16 protein-coding genes are annotated in these 18,698 nt (G+C 60.0%); 8 read left to right on the top strand and 8 right to left on the bottom strand.

The annotated features are described in order from the left end of the window. Positions 1-7 precede the first annotated feature (7 nt). Positions 8-967, bottom strand: coding sequence for a bifunctional 4-hydroxy-2-oxoglutarate aldolase/2-dehydro-3-deoxy-phosphogluconate aldolase (eda, locus tag Q0Z71_RS04950; protein WP_298019124.1), 960 nt, complete (start codon positions 965-967; stop codon positions 8-10). A gap of 945 nt (positions 968-1,912) precedes the next feature. Between eda and uxuA the strand changes: the two genes are divergently transcribed. From uxuA to Q0Z71_RS04930, 3 genes are all read left to right on the top strand, one after another. Continuing rightward, a complete protein-coding gene (gene uxuA / locus Q0Z71_RS04940) occupies positions 1,913-2,998 on the top strand; it encodes a mannonate dehydratase (RefSeq protein ID WP_298019120.1) in 1,086 nt (361 codons plus the stop codon). A gap of 11 nt (positions 2,999-3,009) precedes the next feature. Then, on the top strand, positions 3,010-4,626 hold the full coding sequence (locus Q0Z71_RS04935; RefSeq protein ID WP_298019117.1) for a mannitol dehydrogenase family protein: 1,617 nt from the start codon (positions 3,010-3,012) through the stop codon (positions 4,624-4,626). Between the two features lie 80 nt (positions 4,627-4,706). Continuing rightward, a complete protein-coding gene (locus Q0Z71_RS04930) occupies positions 4,707-5,381 on the top strand; it encodes a GntR family transcriptional regulator (RefSeq protein WP_298019114.1) in 675 nt (224 codons plus the stop codon). A gap of 478 nt (positions 5,382-5,859) precedes the next feature. Here Q0Z71_RS04930 and Q0Z71_RS04925 read toward each other — a convergent pair whose 3' ends face one another. From Q0Z71_RS04925 to Q0Z71_RS04915, 3 genes are all read right to left on the bottom strand, one after another. Beyond that, positions 5,860-6,525, bottom strand: a complete 666-nt coding sequence (locus Q0Z71_RS04925; RefSeq protein ID WP_298019111.1) for a P-II family nitrogen regulator — start codon at positions 6,523-6,525, stop codon at positions 5,860-5,862. A gap of 29 nt (positions 6,526-6,554) precedes the next feature. Beyond that, positions 6,555-8,060 carry a DUF1538 domain-containing protein gene (locus Q0Z71_RS04920; protein WP_298019264.1) on the bottom strand — a complete coding sequence of 502 codons (1,506 nt, stop codon included), beginning with the start codon at positions 8,058-8,060 and terminating at the stop codon, positions 6,555-6,557. Positions 8,061-8,159: 99 nt separating this feature from the next. Then, positions 8,160-8,435 (bottom strand): hypothetical protein, encoded by a 276-nt coding sequence (locus Q0Z71_RS04915; protein ID WP_298019108.1) that lies wholly within the window; start codon positions 8,433-8,435, stop codon positions 8,160-8,162. A gap of 252 nt (positions 8,436-8,687) precedes the next feature. Here Q0Z71_RS04915 and Q0Z71_RS04910 point away from each other — a divergent pair, with 252 nt between their 5' ends. The 3 genes from Q0Z71_RS04910 (at position 8,688) to rbr (ending at position 12,260) form a co-directional block, all read left to right on the top strand. Further along, complete coding sequence (locus Q0Z71_RS04910; protein ID WP_298019105.1) at positions 8,688-9,548, top strand: patatin family protein; 861 nt, start codon at positions 8,688-8,690, stop codon at positions 9,546-9,548. Between the two features lie 250 nt (positions 9,549-9,798). Further along, positions 9,799-11,547, top strand: a complete 1,749-nt coding sequence (locus Q0Z71_RS04905) for a Na/Pi cotransporter family protein (protein ID WP_298019102.1) — start codon at positions 9,799-9,801, stop codon at positions 11,545-11,547. A 98-nt stretch (positions 11,548-11,645) separates the two neighbouring features. Next, entirely contained in the window at positions 11,646-12,260 is a 615-nt protein-coding gene (rbr, locus tag Q0Z71_RS04900; RefSeq protein WP_298019099.1) for a rubrerythrin, read from the top strand. Between the two features lie 55 nt (positions 12,261-12,315). On the opposite strand, the gene Q0Z71_RS04895 is transcribed toward rbr, so the two are convergent. Further along, entirely contained in the window at positions 12,316-13,161 is an 846-nt protein-coding gene (locus tag Q0Z71_RS04895) for a DegV family protein (protein ID WP_298019096.1), read from the bottom strand. A 171-nt stretch (positions 13,162-13,332) separates the two neighbouring features. Between Q0Z71_RS04895 and Q0Z71_RS04890 the strand changes: the two genes are divergently transcribed. Beyond that, positions 13,333-13,782 carry a MarR family winged helix-turn-helix transcriptional regulator gene (locus tag Q0Z71_RS04890; RefSeq protein WP_298019093.1) on the top strand — a complete coding sequence of 150 codons (450 nt, stop codon included), beginning with the start codon at positions 13,333-13,335 and terminating at the stop codon, positions 13,780-13,782. Next, complete coding sequence (locus Q0Z71_RS04885) at positions 13,779-15,164, top strand: MATE family efflux transporter (protein ID WP_298019090.1); 1,386 nt, start codon at positions 13,779-13,781, stop codon at positions 15,162-15,164. Before Q0Z71_RS04890 ends, Q0Z71_RS04885 begins: the two co-directional genes overlap by 4 nt. 109 nt (positions 15,165-15,273) lie before the next feature. Here Q0Z71_RS04885 and Q0Z71_RS04880 read toward each other — a convergent pair whose 3' ends face one another. The 3 genes from Q0Z71_RS04880 to Q0Z71_RS04870 all read right to left on the bottom strand — a co-directional run bounded on the left by Q0Z71_RS04880 (position 15,274) and on the right by Q0Z71_RS04870 (position 18,547). Further along, the gene (locus Q0Z71_RS04880; protein WP_298019087.1) at positions 15,274-15,891 is read right to left on the bottom strand and encodes an amino acid synthesis family protein; all 618 of its coding nucleotides are present in this window, start codon (positions 15,889-15,891) and stop codon (positions 15,274-15,276) included. 59 nt (positions 15,892-15,950) lie between these two features. Continuing rightward, the gene (locus Q0Z71_RS04875) at positions 15,951-17,111 is read right to left on the bottom strand and encodes an amidohydrolase family protein (RefSeq protein ID WP_298019084.1); all 1,161 of its coding nucleotides are present in this window, start codon (positions 17,109-17,111) and stop codon (positions 15,951-15,953) included. A 308-nt stretch (positions 17,112-17,419) separates the two neighbouring features. Further along, entirely contained in the window at positions 17,420-18,547 is a 1,128-nt protein-coding gene (locus Q0Z71_RS04870) for a PTS transporter subunit IIC (protein ID WP_298019081.1), read from the bottom strand. Positions 18,548-18,698 lie beyond the last annotated feature (151 nt).

Below are 18,698 nucleotides of genomic sequence, written 5' to 3'. Positions count from 1 at the left end.
GTCCTCCTTATTTCCGCACCAGATGGACGGCGAACCCGCCGAAGAGCTCTTTTAGATAAATCACCGTGGTCTTGCCCTTGGCATCGGTCTTGCGGGTGGACTCGTCGAACTCCACGTTCTGGAGGCCCAGGTGATAGACCGCGCGGTCCACGCTGTTGGTCCCGATGGCAATGTGACCGTGAGCGCCCAGATAGGGCCGCTTCATGCACTCCACAGCGGTCCCGGCAAAAACGGAGGAGTTTCCGGGCTTATACTCCATGCCGAAGACGGCGGCAAAGGCTTTGGCGACCTTCTCGGCCTCCGCCTCGTCGGCGCAGTTGATCCCCACATGCCGCAGCTCGAAGCCCAGCATGGTCTTGACCGCGTCCTTGCAGATGGCGGTGATCTCATCCCACTTCTGCCCCTCGATCAGCTCCTTCTTCACCATCCAAGTGCCGCCGCAGGCGGCAATGCGGTCGAAGGACAGGTAGTCCATCAGGTTCTTGGTGTTCACGCCGCCGGTGGGCATGAAGTCCAGGGGCAGCACCGGAGCCAGGGACTTCAGGAAGGCCACGCCGCCGGACTGCTCGGCGGGGAAGAACTTGACGATCTTCAAGCCGGCGTTGACGGCCTTCGTCATGTCGGAGGCGTTGGTGCAGCCGGGAAAAACAGGGATGTTCTTTTCGATACAGTGGGTGACCAGAACGTCGTTATAGCCTGGGGAGACGATAAAACGGGCGCCCGCCGCGATGGCCCGGTCGCACTGGTCCAGGTTCAGTACGGTGCCCGCGCCGATCAGGACGTTGGGGCAGTTTTGGGCGATCTGGCGGATGGCCTCCTCCCCGGCGGCGGTGCGGAAGGTGACCTCAGCGGCGGGGAGGCCGCCTGCGGTCAGGGCCTTCGCCAGCGGGACAGCGTCGGCGGCGCCCTTGATGGCGATGACGGGGATGATTCCAATATTGGAAGCGGTTTGGAAAACATCGTTCATAATTGTAAGTTTCCTCCCATTCGAGCGGTTCATATACAGGATCATTTGCGTAAGAGCCTGATTAAGTTTATTTTAACACTAGTATGCAAGAATGCAATATATAGAAATTCTAAACTTCATTCGGAAAATTATCTATATTGCACATCAGAGCTTGCGATATTCCGTCAAATCAAATAAGCCCTGCCGCGCAAGCTGGAAACGATCGTATACAACTTAAAGCAGGAAGCCCTGACGGAACTACCCGTTCAGAAGGCTTCCTGCTCTGCGCCGCTTCATTCTAAGAGGTCCCGCGCTTTCTCCAGGCAGGCGGTCCCGAATAAGCTCCCATACCCGCTGACTGGAGGTGCCGTCAGGCAAGAGATAGGCCCGCCTCTCCTCCACATACAGGCAGATGCAGCCGGGTCCCCGGCAGGCCATATAAACCGTCTTTCAGGAATAGGGCGCTTTCTGGGGGACGGACGTCACTTGTATGATGCCGGACTCCAGGCGCAGGGTGTAAGCGATTTGACATCTGTGCGCAAGTAAACTTTTCCGGTCTAGCGAATGTTTCCATAAAAAACACAAAAAGCACCTCTAATTTTTTGACTGGTATACTAGTAGACTTATCGAAGAAAATGTGTTATAGTAAATATCCATTAAGAGTACAGCATCCCTGGAGCCCCCATTCATAAAAATCAGGAGGATACCAGGATAAAAACACCGCATCTCCGTGGGGGCATTGTTCCTGGCGGGCTGCCTGCCCGGCGCCCTGCCGGCTCGCTCCCTGAGGATCGGTTCCTATATCATTTCTGTCAAATGCAATTGCCCCAGGGGGGGGGAGCGCTTCAACTCCGTCAACTTTTTCAAGCAGCTCTGGGTCTCCGTCTGGGCCCTGCTGGCCATTGTGATCGTGGCGGGCGGCTATATCCCTCAGTCGGGCTGAGTTAAGGAAAGGAAAAGAACGCTATGAAAATGACATTCCGCTGGTACGGCGAGGGCAACGACCAAATCAAGCTGTCCGACATCAAACAGATCCCCGGCGTAACGGGCATCGTCTGGGCGCTTCACGACAAGATGCCCGGCGAGGTCTGGCAGCGGTCGGAGATCGCCGCCGTTAAAAAGCAGCTAGACGAGTATGGCTTCAACATGGATGTGGTGGAGTCCGTCAATGTCCACGACGACATCAAGATCGGCCTGCCCACCCGGGACCGGTATATCGAGAACTACAAAGAGACCCTGCGCAATCTGGCCCAATTCGGCGTAAAGGTGGTCACCTACAATTTTATGCCCATCTTCGACTGGACCCGCACGGATCTCTTCCACCATATGGGCGATGGCTCCACCGCCCTGTATTATGAACCCAGTAAGATCCACGAGGACCCCCAGGAGATGGCAAATTACGTCATGTCCTTTACCGAGAAGTACCACATGACCTTTCCCGGCTGGGAGCCGGAACGGATGGCTAAGCTGAACGAGCTCTTCGAGGCCTACAAGCCCGTCACAAAGGAAAAGCTCTGGGAGAACCTCAAGTACTTTCTGGAGGCCCTGATGCCCACCTGCCGGGAGTGCGATATCAAGATGGCCATCCACATGGACGATCCCCCGTGGGACATCTTCGGCCTTCCCCGCCTGCTGGTGGATAAGCAATCCATCCTCCAATTCCTGAAGATGGTGGACGATCCGTATAACTGCCTGTGCCTATGCTCCGGGTCTCTGGGGGCCAACAAGGACAATGACGTTCCCGATATCATTCGTTCCTGCTGCGACCGCATCGCCTTCGCCCACATCCGCAACATTAAACACTTCCCCAACGGCGACTTCTCGGAGGCCAGCCATCGGGACTGCGACGGCGACACCAATATTCTGGAGATCATGCGGGCCTATCACGACTGTGGCTTTGACGGCTATATCCGCCCCGACCACGGCCGGCACCTGTGGGGCGAGGGCCCCGGTACAGTGCGCCCCGGATACGGCCTGTATGACCGGGCCCTGGGCATCATGTATATGTGGGGCTGCTGGGATATGCTGGACCGGGAAGCCGGGAAGATTTGAGGAGCAACGATATGAAACTGAGTTATGAGAGCATCCAGGACCGCGCGGCTTGGGAAGCCGCCGGAGTGACTCTGCCGAAGTTCGACTGGAAGGATATGCACGCCGCCACGGAGAAGGCCCCTACCTGGGTCCACTTCGGCTCCGGCAGCCTTTTCCGGGCTTTCCACTCCATGCTCCAGCAGTCTCTTATCGAGCAGGGGCTGGTAAAGGGCGGCCTCTACACCGCCGAGACCTTTGACTATGAGATCGTGGACAACACCTATGGCCCCTATGACAACCTGAGCCTGCTGGTCACATTGATGCCCGACGGCAATATGGAAAAGACCGTGGTCGGCTCCGTAGCTGGGGCCCTCCGGGCGGACCCGTCCTATCCCGAGGATTGGGAGAAGCTGAAATCCATCTTCCGAAATCCCTCCCTCCAGCTGATCACCTTTACCATCACCGAAAAGGGCTATGCCCTCACCGGTATGGACGGAAAGTTCCTGCCCATGGCGGAGAAAGACTTCGCCGCCGGGCCGGAGAAATGCGTCTCCGCCATGGGCAAGGTGACCGCCCTCCTGTTGGAGCGGTTCAACGCCGGCGGCACCCCCATGGCTGTGGTCAGTACGGACAACTGCTCCCGCAACGGCGAGAAAATACGCAGCAGCGTCGTGACCATGACGGAGAAGTGGGTGGAGAACGGATTTGCCTCCAGGGACTTCGCCGCCTGGGTGGAGGATGAAAACAAGGTCTCCTTCCCCTGGACCATGATCGACAAGATCACGCCCCGCCCCGCTCCCGCCGTGGAGAAGGCCCTGGCGGACGCGGGCTTTGAGGACATGAAGGTCAAGGTCACCAGCAAGAACGGGTACACCGCCGCCTTTGTCAACGCGGAGAATCCCCAGTACCTGGTCATCGAGGACCGTTTCCCCAACGGCCGCCCGCCGCTGGAGAAGGCCGGGGTGTTCATGACCGACCGGGACACCGTGAACAACGTGGAGCGGATGAAGGTCATGACCTGCCTGAATCCCCTGCACACTGCCCTGGCCGTTTACGGCTGTCTGCTGGGCTACAACTCCATCGCCGCTGAACTGCGGGACCCGGAGTTGAAGAGCCTCATTGAGAAGATCGGCTATGTGGAGGGGATGCCCGTGGTGACGGACCCCGGCATCATCAAGCCCATGGACTTTATCCATGAGGTCATCGACCGGCGCTTCCCCAATCCCTTCATGCCCGACACCCCTCAGCGCATCGCCTCCGACACCAGCCAGAAGATCTCCATTCGCTTCGGCGAGACCATCAAGGCATATGCCGAGCGCCCGGGTTTGGACCCGAAGACATTGACGTTCATCCCCCTGGCCATCGCGGGATGGCTGCGCTACCTGCTGGCGGTGGATGACGAGGGCAAGCCCTTCGAGTGCAGCGGCGACCCCATACTGGCAGAGCTTCAGGCCAAGCTCTCTGGCGTCACCCTGGGGGACCCGGACAGCGTGGACGGCAAGCTGGAGGACATCCTGCGAAATCCCGTCATCTTCGGATCCGATTTGGTAGAACTGGGTCTCTCGGAGAGGATCGAGGGGATGGTCAGGGAACTGCTGGCAGGTCCCGGCGCGGTCCGGGCGACACTGAAGAAGTACCTGGGGCACTGATATCACGCACTTGACAGGGTGCCTCCCGACTTGTATACTAGTTGGTATCCAAACATTGATACAAGTCAGGAGGCAGTCCTATGAATGTTTTAGAACGCCTTCCCCGGGAAACAGGTCGGGATTACGCCCTGCGGACGATCAAAGATAACATCATCAAACTGGAGCTGGCTCCCGGCAGTCAGATCAGCGAGAACGAGCTGGCGGCAGAGCTTGGGCTTTCCCGAACGCCAGTGCGGGAAGCCCTGATCGATCTGTCCAAGGCGAAGATCATCGAGATCTACCCTCAAAAGCGGAGCGTGGTCTCCCTCATCGACTACGACATGGTGGAGGAGTCCCGCTTTATGCGCAACGTACTGGAATGCGCCGTGGTGGAGCTGGATTGCGAGCTTGCCTCGCCGGATGACATTGGCCGCCTGAGGGAAAGCGTCCGGCTGCAAAAGTTTTATTTAGACAGCTTTTATCCGAACAAGCTGATGGCTCTGGACAACGAGTTCCACGGACTGATTTTCGGGATTGCCCGAAAGGCCCAAGTCTTCACGCTGATGCAGAACATCTCCATTCACTTTGACCGGGTCCGCAGTATGGCGCTCTCCGCCGTGAAGGACCTGAAGATCGTGCAGGACCACGAGGATATCGTAAACGCCATCGAGCGCGGGGACCCGGCTGAGGCCCGCCGGCTGATGGAGTTCCATCTGAGCCGCTATAAGGTGGATGCGGCGGCCATTCGGGCAAAGTATCCCCAATATTTCAAGTGAGCAGGGATAGACGCCGGTACCGGCGTCTATCCCTGCTTTGTTCACAGGAGGCTCACATGCTTACAGAGAAAACGCGCAATGGGTCCCTTACGCGGAGCCCCTGCCCCAGCCCGCCGGAGGCGGTGTGACCCGGCGGGGCCAGGTCTCCATGTCAATCCTCCGATAGCTGGGAAACTCTGTATCCATTGCGATCCTCCTTTTTCCGCACGCCAGTTCTCCGCCGGGATGCGGATCCTTCGCATTCCCGCACCGATCGAAACACGTGCCGCGGCTCCTGCCCTGGATTTTATTGTATCACATCCGCGCCGCAGCATACCACTCATTTTTACCATGTATCAAAAAGACCTGTGATCGAATCGATCACAGGCCTTTTTACGGATATTCCATCCCTGCGGGACTGCCATTTCAGAACAATGGCATTTCGACGCGCTGGCCGTAAGCCTCCAGAAATTCCTTTCGGGGCCGTAGGCCCCGTTTTTCAATTCTCCGCGTCAAACTGCCGCAGGCCGGCGATGCCGCTCACCGGCAGGGAGAACACCAGCGACTGGGCCTCCGTCCCCATCCCCGCCCGGGTCATCACCGCTTTCATGATGGGTCTGCGGTCCTCCGCCCTCGTCAGGATGAAGATCAACTCCTTTTCCGCCGCGATGGACACGCCGAAAAACTTCTTCGCCAGCTCGGTCCCGGTGCCCTTGGCATGGACGGCGGTGCCGCCGGTGGCCCCGGCCTCCCGGGCCGCGTCCATCACCCGGTCCGTATAGCCCTGGTTGGTGATCACAACGATCAGCTCATGTGTCAGCTCTTTTTCCATCGTTTCCTCCGCCTCCTGTTGCAGCAGATAATCCCTGGCGGCCGCGCCGCCGATGCTGGAGACCGGCACCGTCATCAAAACGCCCCGGCCCGGCACATCCAGCCAGAGTTCCCTGGCCGCCCTGCGGACCAGCCGTGGGGAGCAAGGCGCCACACACAGCAGCACCGCCTTTTCCGTGGCCTCCAACCCCAGGCAGTCCAGGATCTCGGTGGTGGCCGTGCCCCGGCCGAAGGCCGTCAGCACCAGCGGGATCCCCTGGCTGTGATACCAGGCCGCAAACTCCCCGCCGCGGCTGCGGTCCGTGATGGTAAGCATGAGAACAGCTCCGCCCATGGTCGTTTCTCCTCTCTCGTATTGACGGATCACAGGTCGATGACCTCCTCGTCCGCCATCTGTCCGGCCCGCTCCGTCCGCCGCAGCTTCATCTGATAGGCCAGACCCAGCAGCTGGATGGTCATCAGCGGCGTCATGGCCACCATCGCCACCACGCCAAAGGCGTCCGTGACCACATTGCCCCCCAGGGCCTCGCAGGCGCCCTGGGCAAAGGGCAGCAGGAAGGTGGCCGTCATGGGGCCGGAGGCCACGCCGCCTGAGTCAAAGGCGATGGCCGTAAAAATTTTCGGCACAAAGAAGGACAGCGCGATGGCCGCCAGATAGCCCGGCACCAGGAACCAGAAGATGGAGACTCCTGTCAGCACCCGGATCATGGCAAGGCCGATGGACACCGCCACGCCGATGGACAGGCTGGTGCTCATGGCCTTGCCGGGGATAGCGCCGGAGGTGATCTCCTCCACCTGGCGGTTCAGCGAGTGGACCGCCGGCTCCGCCTGGACGATGAACCAGCCCATCAGCATGCCGATGGGTACCAATACCCAGTTCTGGTCCAGGGCGGCGATCTGCCGTCCCAGATAGGCGCCTGCGGGCAGAAAGCCCACGTTCACGCCTGTCAAAAACACCGTCAATCCAATGTCAGTATACAGGAGGCCCACCACGATTTTCAATACCCTTTTCCGGCTCAAGCGCAGGGACACCATTTGGAATACGGCAAAAAACGCCGCGATGGGGGCCAGACACACCGCCACCTCCCGGGCATACCTGGGGAGCGCCTCCAAAAACAGCCCCCACAGCGCGCGGCTGTCCCCCGCCGCGGGCATGGCCGTGGGCACATAGACGCCCGAGGCCGGATACGCCAGCGACAGGACCAGGACCGCCAGAACAGGCCCCACGGAACAGAGGGCCACCAGGCCGAAGCTGTCCTGGGCGGCGTTTTCATCGCTGCGGATGGAGGCGACGCCCACGCCCAGGGCCATGATGAAGGGCACGGTCATGGGGCCGGTGGTCACGCCGCCGGAATCAAAGGCAATGGCCAGAAAATCCCTGGGGACGAACGCGGCCAGGGTGAAGAGCACGAGATATGAGAGGATCAGCAGGCCGTTCAGCGGAATGCGGAACAGGATGCGCAGCAGGGCCACCACCAGGAAGGCTCCCACCCCCACAGCCACCGCCCCCACCAGAACGGCGTTGGGGATGCCGGGCACCTGGCCTGCCAGGACCTGCAGGTCCGGCTCCGACACGGTGACGATGACGCCGATCAAAAAGCTGACCGACACCACCACCCACAGCTTGCGGGACCTGGTCATGTGTGCGCCCACACGTTCGCCGATGGGGGTCATGGCAGTCTCCGCGCCCAGCGTGAACAGGCCCATGCCGAAGATCAGCATCACCGCGCCGATCAGGAAGGCCAGCAGGATATCCGTGGGCACCGGTGCGGCGGTGAAGCACAGGACCAGCACGATGACGGTGATGGGCACCACAGAGGCCAGGGCCTCCCGCACCTTCTCCCCCAGGATGGTCTTTGTCTGCCCCATTCTCTCCCGCCAGCGCCGGTGCAGTCCGCTCCGCAATGCCATCACCTCCTATCGCCCAGAATGCATATTATTATTAATATACCATGCAAAATTTGCCGGTTACAAGGGGATAGCGCCGTTCTTAACAGATTCTTTGCATGCGTCAGAAGCCCCCACGATCCTGTCCGGCTCCGTCTTTTCCAGCTCTTCCAGCAGCAGCGCCCGTACTACCATTAGCTGGGACAACTCCTGAAAGCCGGTTGCCTTCAGTGTGTCAGCGATCTGCCAGCAGCAGGTGGAATCGGCCGGTTTGACACCGCACATGATTTCGCATTCCTTCCAGTGGGCGATCAGCCACCGGGTAGCCTCTATGTTGAAATCGATATGTTTGCACATTCAAGAGATCTCCCTAATTTTTCTATGAACTGCGTTGATTTTAACACGCTTTTTTGTTAAACTTGTGACTGGTTAGAAACAATTGTAAAATTTTTATCTGTAGCGTACGCCGCCTGTGACACTGCAGGATCTCTTGGCGTACACGGTGGCCGCCATACAGTTCCATCCACTTTTCAAATTTTAGCAAATATTTTTACCATGGATGCAATGCTGGAATTGCAAACGAAAAATTTTTTAAGGAAGTGACCTTCTATGAAAACCGGTTTGGTCCTGGAGGGCGGTGCCCTGCGGACCATTTTCTCCTCCGGCGTGTGCGACGCCTTTCTGGACGCGGAGCTGCCTATGCCGGACTACACCGTAGGCGTCTCCGCCGGCATCGCCTACGGCGTCAGCTACCTCTCCCGCCAGAGCCGGAGAAATCTGAAGCTGGTGACGACCTACGCCAACGACCGCCGCTACATGGGCTGGCGGAACTTTGTAAACCCCAAAAACCGCTCCTACTTCGGTCTGAAATTTGCCTACGAGACCATCCCCAACGAGCTGGTCCCCTTTGACTATGACGCCTTTGAGGCCTATCCCGGCACGGTGGAGGCGGTGGTCACGAATCTGAACACCGGCGCGGCGGAGTATCTCCCGGTCCCCCGGCATGACGGCCACAACCTCCTGCTTCAGGCCACCTGCGCCATTCCGCTGATGTTTCCGGCCATCCGCCTGGACGGCCAGCCCTATCTGGACGGCGGCTGCGCCGACCCCATCCCCTGGCAGCGGGCCTTTGACGTGGGCTGCGACCGCGTGGTGGTGGTCCTGACCCGGGAGCGGGACTACTGCAAGAAAACGGACCGCACCATTCGCGCCCTGGCCAGCGCCTTCCGCAAGTATCCCGCCTTTGTGGAGACCATGCGCCGCCGGGCCGACGTGTACAACGCCAGCCGGGAAGCCCTGTTCGCCCTGGAAAAGGAGGGGAAGGTCCTGGTCATCGCGCCGGAGGACACCCTGGGCTGTTCCCGGACGGAAAAAGACATGGAGGTCATCCGCGCCCTGTGGCAGATTGGCTACTTTGCCGGACGCCGGACTGCGGACGGCGTGCGGGCCTTCTGGACGGAGTCCCTCTGACCGGTCTTTTACAGGCAGCGCCAAGACTGGCGCTGCCTTTCTTGCAGCAAACGTTTGCAGTTTTTGTCTATTATGTATAGTTTTATTTTGTTGCATATTGCATAATACCTAAAATTTTACGCAAATTTTGCGTTTCGGCGTTCTGCTGACTTCTCAATGCGTTTCAAAACATATATAATATTGGGGCGGCATAGAGTTCTCTGCATCCGGCTGAAGCCACAGGCCGGAGAAACGATAAAGGAGCATGAGCATGGATATCTTTTCCGTCTTTACCCTTTGCGGCGGCCTGGCGTTTTTTCTCTACGGCATGACCACCATGTCCAAGAGCCTGGAAAAAATGGCCGGCGGCAAGCTGGAACGCACCCTGAAACGCATGACCTCCAATCCCTTTAAAAGCCTGCTGCTGGGCGCGGGCATCACCATCGCCATCCAGTCCTCCTCCGCCATGACCGTCATGCTGGTGGGCCTGGTGAACTCCGGCGTGATGGAGCTGGGGCAGACCATCGGCGTCATCATGGGGTCCAACATCGGCACCACGCTGACGGCGTGGATCCTGTCCCTGACGGGCATTGAGAGCGAGAGTGTGTTCGTCAACCTCCTGAAGCCGGAGAATTTCTCCCCCCTCATCGCCCTGGCGGGCATCATCCTCATCATGGGGTCCAAAAAACAGCGCCGCCGGGACATCGGCCGCATCATGGTGGGCTTTTCCATCCTGATGTACGGCATGGAGCTGATGAAAAACGCCGTCAGTCCCCTGGCGGACCTGCCGGAGTTCGCCAGCCTGCTGACCGCCTTCAACAATCCCATCCTGGGCGTGCTGGTGGGCGCGGTGTTCACCGGCGTCATCCAGTCCTCCGCCGCGTCGGTGGGCATCCTCCAGGCGCTGGCCCTCACCGGCTCCATTACATACGGCATGGCCATCCCCATCATCATGGGACAGAACATCGGTACCTGCGTGACGGCCCTGATCTCCTCCATCGGCGTCAACCGGAACGCCAAGCGGGTGGCTGTCATCCACATCTCCTTCAACGTCTTTGGCACGGTGATCTTCCTGATCCTCTTCTACGGCGGCCACGTCATCTTCCACTTCCCCTTCATGACCTCCGCCGTGGGCGCGGTGGGCATCGCCTTCTGCCACACGGTGTTCAACGTCCTGACCACCCTTCTGCTCCTGCCGTTCTCCCGCCAGCTGGAAAAGCTGGCGCGGAGACTGGTCCGGAGCGAATCCCAGGCCGAGCAGTTCGCCTTCCTGGATCCCCTGCTGCTGCGGACGCCCGGCGTCGCCATCAGCGAATGCGTTGCCATGACCAACCAGATGGGCGCCCTGGCCCACGAAAATATCCTCCACGCCATCCAGCAGTTGTCTGATTACAGTGATGCACGGGAATCTGAGATCCTTCAAAATGAGGACAAGCTGGACATCTATGAGGACCGCCTGGGCAGCTATCTGGTGGAGATCTCCCAGCACGGCGTGTCCATGGACGACATCCGCACGGTCTCCCGCCTGCTCCACGCCATCGGCGACTTTGAGCGCATCGGCGACCACGCCCTGAACCTGCAGGAGTCCGCCCGGGAACTGCACGAAAAGGGCCTTCGCTTCTCCAAGAGCGCCGAGGCGGAGCTTCAGGTCCTGATCAACGCCTTGGAAGAGATCATGAGCGCCGCCTTCGGCTGCTTCCAGGCCGATGATCCCAGCGCCGCCAGGTCTGTGGAGCCCCTGGAGGAGACCATCGACCAGCTCATTGAGGAGATCCGCCTGCGCCACATCCAGCGCCTCCAGACCGGAGACTGCACCATTCAGCTGGGATTTGTCCTCAGTGACCTGCTGACCAATTTCGAGCGCGTCTCCGACCACTGCTCCAACATCGCTGTCTGCGTCATTGAGGAGCAGAACCGCCATCTGGACCGCCACGCCTACCTCCACGACATCAAGACCGCCGGCGACTTCACCGCCGACCTGGACCGGGAGCTGAAAAAATATCAGCTGCCCAAGGCATGACCGGACAAGCCCCCGCACACTGTGCGGGGGCCTCTTTTGTATAGATTTGAAGTTTTTGGGAAGAATATCCACATCACGCCAAACAGGAGGTCCTTCCAATGTCTGTGGAATTCAAAAACAGCGAGACTCTGAAAAACCTGATGCGCGCCTTCGCCGGTGAGAGCCAGGCCCGCAACCGCTACACCTTTGCCGCCTCCCTGTGCAAAAAGCAGGAGCTGCATGTGCTGGAGGCGGTGTTCCAGTTCACCGCCGGGCAGGAAAAGGAGCACGCGGAGATTTTTTACAACCACATGAAGGAGATGGCCGGGGAGACCATTGCCATCGACGGCAGCTATCCGGTGGACATCACCAATGATGTGGTGCAGCTGCTGCGCCGCGCCCAGCACAACGAGTACGAGAAGTTCGACCCGGTCTACAACTCCTTTGCCGACACCGCCAAGGAGGAGGGATTCCCCCAGGTCGCCGCCTCCTTCCAGCAGATCGCCAAGATCGAGCAGACCCACGGCAACCGCTTCGGTCAGTTCGCAGACCTGCTGGAGGCGGGCAAGCTCTTTGTCTCCGACACAAAGTGCGGCTGGATGTGCCTGAACTGCGGCCATATCCAGGAGGGCCTGCAGGCCCCCAAGTCCTGCCCTGTCTGCAGCCATGACCAGGGCTTCTTCATCCGCCTGGAAATGGCTCCCTACGGCGGCGCCCCTGTCCTGTTCCGCTGACATTCTCCCCAAAAAGAACGCCGCCGGCAGTGCCGGCGGCGTTCTTTTTCGAGACTTAATAGCCCAGGATCAGGCCCTTTTCCATGGCGTAAAAGCTGGTCAGGCCCCGGCAGGGAATGATCTCCACCGCCTTGACCGGCAGGTCCGCCAGGATCTGTTCCTTCAGCTTCAGGGCGGCCGCAAGATTCTCACAGTGGGAGATGACCACCTCCGCGTCAGTGCAGTCCTTGCTGGCCTTCATCAGGGCCGTGATGGCCTTGTAGGTTTTGACCTCGCCCCGGGCCTTGTCGGCCACATGGATGGTGCCCTGGGGCGTGGCGTCGGCGATGACATGGATGCCCAGGGTGTGGAGCAGCGTGCCCACCAGGGGCCGCATCCGGCCGTTTTTGATGAGGTTGTCGAAATTCTCCAGCGTGAAGCAGGTGCGCAGCGCCGCCTGATAGATCCGCAGCTGGCTGCAGATGCCCTCAAAGTCGTCCTCGGTATCCGCCTCCATCAGCTCCCTGGCCTTGCGGATCAGCAGGACCATAGCTCCGGCGGTGGCCTTGGAATCAATGACGCAGACCTTCTTCTCCGGGTGCTCCTCCAGCACCATGTCCCGGCCCATCACCGCCGCGTTATAGGTGCCGGACAGGTTGGAGGAGATGGTAAAGCAAATGGTCCGGTCGCCCTTTTCAAAGGCCCGGGCAAAGGCCGCGGGAGACGGGCAGGCCGTGGAAGAGGCGCTCTTTTCCGCCGCCATGGCCGTCAGCAGCTCCGGGATCTCCAGGTCGTCGTTGTCCAGAAACTCCAGGTCGCCCACCTGAAGCCGCAGGGGCACGGTCTCAAAGCGCACGCGGGCGCTTTCAAAGTCGCTCATCCGCAGATCGCAGCTGCTGTCACTCACAATATTCCAAGTCATACGCCGCTCCTTATAATCTGGTTTTGAATATCATATTCCTATCATACCGCTATACCGCGCATTTGTCAATGTAAAAAAGTGTTTCCGCCGTCTTGACATCCCATCCATTCGGTAGTATCCTGCAAATAGTTCTTTTTAAAACCATTTTTTCAGGAACTTTTGGAGGCGGCCATGTCGTTCAACTATTCCCGCATCTTGCAGTTCTCCCGTCAGCTGGAGAAATTTTACGCCCGTCAATTCTCTCCGCTTCTGGCCAGGACCGGGCTCACCATGCGCGAGGTCCATGTATTGCTGTTTCTGGTCAACAATCCGGACTATGACACCGCCCGGGATGTGACGGAGTTCCGGGGCATCTCCAAATCCCAGGTCTCCCAGGCTGTGGAGCTTCTGGCGGCGGAGGGCCTGCTGGCCCGCGCGCCGGACAGCGGGGACCGCCGCGTCGTCCACCTGGCCATCACGGGGGAGGGACTTCCCCTGGCCCGGGAGTGTCAGGCCATTCAGGCCGCCTGCGGGCGGCGCCTGCTGTCCGGACTGACGCCGGAGCAGGAAGCCCTGCTCCACAGTCTGCTGGAAACACTTTTGGAAAATGGCGCCCGTTTGGCGGAGGAGGTCTCTGTATGAAACAAAAGAATGTGGATCTGGGCAGCGGCAGCGTGGGAAAGCTGCTGTTTTCTCTGTCTTTGCCCACCATCACTTCTCAAATCGTTAATATGCTCTACAACCTGGTGGACCGGGTGTACATCGGCCACATGCAGCCTGTGGACACCGTGGGCAAGCTGGCCCTCACCGGCGTGGGCGTGTGCCTGCCGGTCATCATGGTGATCTCCGCCTTCGCGGCACTGCTGGCCATGGGCGGCGCCCCCCGGGCCTCCATCCAGGAGGGGCGGGGCAATCCGCAGGAGTCGGAGCGCATCATGGGCAACAGCTTCACGCTGCTGCTGTTGGTCTCACTGGTGCTGACACTGGTCTTTCAGCTCTTCGCGGAGCCGCTGCTGCTGACCTTCGGCGCCAGCCCCAACACCATCGGCTACGCGCTGGACTATATGCGCATCTACTCCATGGGCACCCTCTTCGTCCAAATGACCCTGGGCATGAACGCCTATATCACCGCCCAGGGCTTTACCTCCGTCAGCATGAAGACCGTGCTCATCGGCGCGGGTCTGAATACCGTGCTGGACCCCATCTTCATCTTCGCCTTTGGGATGGGCGTCCGGGGCGCTGCGCTGGCCACCATCCTCTCCCAGGCGGTGTCCGCTGTCTGGGTGCTGCGGTTCCTCACCGGACCCAAGACCCGCTGGCATCTGCGGAAGGCGTATCTGCGGCCTGTGCCCGCCATTTTTCTGCCCTGTCTGGCCCTGGGCCTGTCGCCCTTTATCATGCAGTCCACAGAGAGCCTGATCGCCGTGTGCTTCAATTCCTCCCTGCTGAAATACGGCGGGGATATCGCCGTGGGCGCCATGACGGTGCTGACCAGCGTCATGCAGTTTGCCATGATGCCCCTCCACGGCCTGACCCAGGGGTCCCAGCCCATCATCAGCTACAACTTCGGCGCCCAAAATGCCCAGCGGGTGCGGGATGCCTTCCGCTGCCTGCTGCGGGCCTGCCTGGCCTACTCCCTGTCGCTGTGGGCGCTGGTGCAGCTGTTCCCCCGCTCCTTCGCGCTCATCTTCAACAACAATCCCGCCTTGGTGGAATATGCCGCCTGGGCCATCCGCATCTACATGGCCGCCACCGGCATCTTCGGCATCCAGGTCGCCTGCCAGCAGACCTTTGTCGCCCTGGGAAATGCTAAGACCTCCCTGTTTCTGGCGGTCCTGCGGAAGGTCATCCTCCTGATCCCCCTGATCTACATCCTGCCCCTCTTCTTTGCCGACAAAGCCTTCGCCGTCTTTCTGGCGGAGCCGGTGGCGGACTTCCTGGCCGTCTGCACCACCGCATCCATGTTTGCCGTCCAGTTCAAAAAGAGCATGAGCGCATTGGAAAACGGCTCCGGCATTTCTTAAGAGAGACACAGTCGGCGCCCTGGAAAAACGACAAAAAGGCGCCTCCTGCCACAGCAGGAGGCGCCTTTTTATGTCAGTGTCAGGATGATGTCCGCAAAGGGCGTGCCAATCAGCGCTGGCCGTCCTCGCACTTGGCCTCAGACTTCTGCAGGCCACCGATACGGCCAACGCCGTTCACAGTGGCATGGGGACGGCCGCCGTCGGTCAGGACCACAGCCATGATAATCTCGTCAGCTCTGGGAGCATCGGGGACAGAGACCTCGACGGAGCCGTAATGGGTGCGGACGAAAGCGGCATCCTTGAAGTGGATGGAGATGTCCAGGGAAGCGCCGATGCCGGCGACCTTCTCGTTGGAGGGGATGATGGACTTGCCGCCGCCGATGGCCGCGCGGATGGTCTTGCCGGCCTTGGGATGCAGCATGGCGGAGGAATGCTCCAGCTCGCCGTCGGTGCCGACGATGCAGCCCTTGCCGTAGGTCTCGACGTTCTCAGCGCCCAGCAGCTCAGCGCCCTTGCGGGTCAGCAGGTCGCCCAGGTACTCACCGTACTCGGTCAGCTCGCTCAGGTCCTCCTGCCACTTGCCGGCATACGGATTCTTGATGACGGCCGCCACAGAGACGGTCTTCAGGCACTTCTTGTCGCCGTTCTCAACGGGCATATCAGCGCCGCCTTCGAGATAGATCTCTTCCAGGTTGGTAACGATCTTGCGAATCTTGGGTTCTTTCATGATAATTCCTCCTATTTTAATAATATCAAACTCTCAATCCAATCAGACTGGATACGGTCTTAGCAGGGCTTTCTCTTGGCGGGGGGCGTGTTGCTGCTCTTCTTGACGTTGATCTTGCCATCGATGATGACATAGCTCAGGCCGGGCAGGTCGCCGGCGGCGAAAGCGCCCAGAGCGTCGTCAGCCACAGAGCCCATGGGGGCGTCCATAATCAGCAGGTCGGCTTCCTTGCCAACGGCGATGGTGCCGCGGTTCAGGCGGTCATAGACCTTCGCGGGGTTGCCGGTGGCCATGGCAACAGCGACAGCGGGCTCGATGCCGCCCATGGAGGCAGCGAAGGAGATGTTGCGCATGATGCCCAGGGGGATGATGCCGGTGCCGGAGGGAGCGTCGTTACCGAAGATGACACGGCCCAGCTGGCCCTTCTCGGTGGCGCGCTTCAGCACGTAAGTAGCAATCTTGGGGTTGCCGCACTGCACGATCTCCATGGCGAAGGGAGTCTCGTCCATGATGCGGTCCACCTCATGCTCGGGGATGGCGGTGGGGCCGCCGTTGATGTGGGAGACCACATCGGGCTTGGTCTTGATCACGTCGTCAGCGGTAACAGTGGAGCTGCCGGGGATGGAGGTGCCGCCGGTGTGCATCTGCACCTTGAAGCCGTACTTGTGGGCCCACTCCACCATGGGAGCAGCCAGCTCGGGATTGTTGACGGAGCCCAGGCCGATCTCGCCGACGACCCAAACGCCTTCCTTGGACAGGTCCTCAAAGTCCTTCTCCACCAGGCCCTTTTCCATGATCAGGGCGCCGCCCTCGACCTTCACGCCGGCGGGCTTGGCGTTGGCGAAGCTCTTGTGGCCCACAACAGCCAGGGCCTTGGTGCCGGCGGGGTCCTTGGGACGGCCGGGGAAGTGGCACTCACCGGCGGAGATCATAGTGGTCACGCCGCCGTTCTTGGCGCTTTCAATGAAGCCGAAGGTCTTCTGGCGGGTGCCGTAACCGTCGGCAGTGGTAACATGCACGTGGGTATCCCACAGGCCGGGGGTGACGGTGGTTCCGTTGGCATCGACCACAGTCGCGTCCCCAATGTTAGCGAGGAGCTCCTCGCCGCCGATAGCGGAGATCAGATTGTCCTCCACCACGATGACGCTGCCCTCGAGAATAGGCTTCGTAATGTCACCGGAAACGATGGTTCCAATGTTCTTGATTACTAATGTTGCCATGATTGAACTCCCTTCTGCCGCAGTCTGCGCGGCAATTCATTATTTGCAACTCCTCTGTCAGATCTACCAACGGAGCATTTGCCAAATACAATAGATGAACTTCCAGGGTGCTCGTCCCCCTGTATCCGGCCGGATGCCGGACGAGACCTTTTTCCCTAAGTACCGTCCTCCCCCGCTCCCGGCGATTCAGCGCCGGGAGCGGGCGGCGGTATGATAACTCAAATGCCTGCGTGCAGCCATTCCGCACAGTCGATGATGTTCCGCCAATCTCTTTCCAGAGACTCTTCGGATAGGCGGCGCGGGGTCACTTACAGGTCCAGCTTATAGTCGCCTTCCTGAATCATGCCCTTCTTGCGCATGAACTCAGAGGTGAGCCAGGCAACAACGGCGGGGACAATGATGGAAATGATGATCAGGCCGATCCAGTCAAAAGCGCCGGCAGAGTAGGCGACTTCACCCTGGGCCGCAGCGGCCTCAGAGGGATTGATCCAGCCGGTGATGACACCGATGGGGCCGACAAAGCCGCAGGTGCCCATGCCGGAGGAGATGGCCGCGCCGTTCATCTTCAGCTTGAAGAGGCAAGTGGCAATGGGGCCGTTGACCACCGAGGCCACAACAGCGGGGAGCCACAGGACCGGCTTGCGGACCAGGTTCGGGACCTGGAGCATGGAGGTGCCGATGCCCTGGGCAGTCAGGCCATTGATGCCGTTCTCACGATAGGAGGCCACGGCAAAGCCCACCATGTGGGCGCAGCAGCCGGCCACGGCAGCGCCGCCGGCCAGGCCCACCAGGCCCAGAGCGGCGCAGATTGCGGCGGAGCTGATGGGCAGAGTCAGCACGATGCCCATGATGGCGGCGACCAGGATGCCCATCAGGAAGGGCTGCTGGTTGGTGGCCCACATGATGATGTTGCCCAGCCAGCTGGCGGCAGCGCCAATGGGGGGTGCGATCAGCGTGGCAACGAATACGCCGCCCACGATGGTGACAGTGGGAGTGACGATCAGGTCCACAGGGGTCCGCTTGGAGACCAGCTTGCCCAGGAACACAGCGATCAGCGTCACAAAGAACACGGCCAAGGGGCCGCCGGCGCCGCCAAGAGAGTTGGTGGCATAGCCGACTGCCAGGCAGGAGTAGATGACAAAGGGCGGCGCCTTCATGGAGTAGGCGATAGCGCCGGCCATTGCCGCGCCCTGCACAGCGTAGGCAAAGGTCTTGGAGTCGACCAGCAGCGCGAACTCCTGGCCCCAGATGCTGTAATTCAGGTCAAAGAGATATACGCCGATGGTGCTGAAGATCGTGCCGATCAGCAGGGACGCGAACAGGCCGTGGGCCATGCCGCCCAGACCGTCGATCAGGATCCGCTGAACAGAGAACTCAATGTTCTGCTCTTTGCAATACTTCTTCCAGCCGGTCAATTCAGTAGTGGTGTTTGACATAATTAAATTCCTCCCTCAATACGCGTTTCTTGGTATCTTTGCATGACAGTAAAGGTACTAGAGGCGCGGGTACGCAGGGCTGCCTCTGGCGGGCCCCGCCGCGTTCCGGCGGGCCATGAGTTATGTTGAAAGCACCCTTAGGGAAAAGTAC

The organism is uncultured Dysosmobacter sp., from assembly GCF_947631635.1.
In the GTDB taxonomy this organism is placed as follows: Bacteria; Bacillota; Clostridia; order Oscillospirales; family Oscillospiraceae; genus Oscillibacter.
This window is presented reverse-complemented; position numbering and strand designations above follow the sequence as displayed.